The 1,199-nt window shown below is 76.1% G+C and carries 2 protein-coding genes; both read right to left on the bottom strand.

Annotated elements, in window-relative coordinates:
- A partial coding sequence (locus tag FK498_RS18720) for a thiamine pyrophosphate-binding protein (RefSeq protein WP_141857213.1) occupies positions 1–602 on the bottom strand: 602 nt, incomplete at its 3' end.
- A 71-nt stretch (positions 603–673) separates the two neighbouring features.
- Positions 674–1,199, bottom strand: a 526-nt coding sequence (locus FK498_RS18715) for an Hpt domain-containing protein (RefSeq protein WP_237561023.1), incomplete at its 5' end; no start/stop codon positions are given.

The raw sequence follows: 1,199 nt of genomic DNA, 5'->3' as shown, positions 1-1,199 counted from the left end.
AGCGCGGCCGCCGCGGCGGCGAGGTCCGCCGGATCGGGCGGCGCGCGGTAGGCGGGCACGGCGCCGTGGCGCGGCTCGACGGAGGCGTCGGCGGCGATCTCGGGCACCTCGATCCCCTCGGCCTGGAGCCCGAGCAGGTCGAGATGGACGGGCCGCGGCGTCGGGCCCGTGGCGGCTCGGAACGCCTGGCGGAGAAGGCGCGGCAGATCCTCCGGCGCATCGACCCGCTCGGAGAACGAGGTCACGGGCGCGAAGAGCGGCGCGTGCGCGACCTCCTGGTAGGCGTTGCGCGCCTGCGCGGCCTTGCGTCCGGTCATCGCCACGATCGGCGCGCGGTGCAGATAGGCGTCCTGCAGCCCGGCGGCGAGATTGGCCGCGCCCACGCTCTGCGCGAAGCAGACGCCGACGCGGCCCGAGGCGCGCGCATAGCCGTCGGCCATGTAGGCGGCCGCCTTCTCGCTGTGCGCGAGCACGCGGCGCACGCCGAGGCCCTCGAGCGCGATCAGGGTGCGGCGCAGCACGGCATCGACGAAGAAGACATGGCTGACGCCGTAGCCGGCGAGCATCTGCGCGATCACGCTCGCGCCGGGCTGTGCGGACATGGCGTCTCCTTCCCCTGCCGACCTCTGTTCCACAGGGCGCCGAGCGGTTCAAGGGAGGCCCGGGCGCCGGTTCAGGCGACCCGTTCGGGTTCGGTCAGGGCGGCGAGGCTGCGTCGCACGAGCAGATCCAGTCCCGCCACGAGACGATCGGCGGAGGCCGCATCGCCGGCACGGCAGGCCTCCTCGATCAGGCCGGCGCGCCGGGCGAGCGCTGCCGCGCCGAAGGTGCCGGCCGCGCTCTTCAGCGCATGCGCGAGCCGGCCGAGGGTCGCGATGTCGCCCGACGCGCGCGCCGCGGCGAGCCGGGCGAGGCGCTCCTCGGTCTCCTCGACGAAGACGGCGACGAGCTGGGGCAGGCGTCCCGGCTCGATGCCGGCCCCGAGCTCCTCCAGCACGCCCCGGTCCAGGAGCGGCACCTCGGCGTCGCGCATCGGCGGGCGCTCCGGCTGCCGGCCGGCGAGGGCGGCGTCCACCCGGCGCACCATCTCCGGCACGTTCTCCGCCTCGTTGTAGCAGGGCACGACCACCGTCAGCCGTGGCGGGGCGGGCGGCGCGACCGCTGCGGGGGGCGTGCTCATGGGCAGCGAGACCATACGC

Source organism: Elioraea sp. Yellowstone (assembly GCF_006704265.1).
In the GTDB taxonomy this organism is placed as follows: domain Bacteria; phylum Pseudomonadota; class Alphaproteobacteria; order Acetobacterales; family Acetobacteraceae; genus Elioraea.
This window is presented reverse-complemented; position numbering and strand designations above follow the sequence as displayed.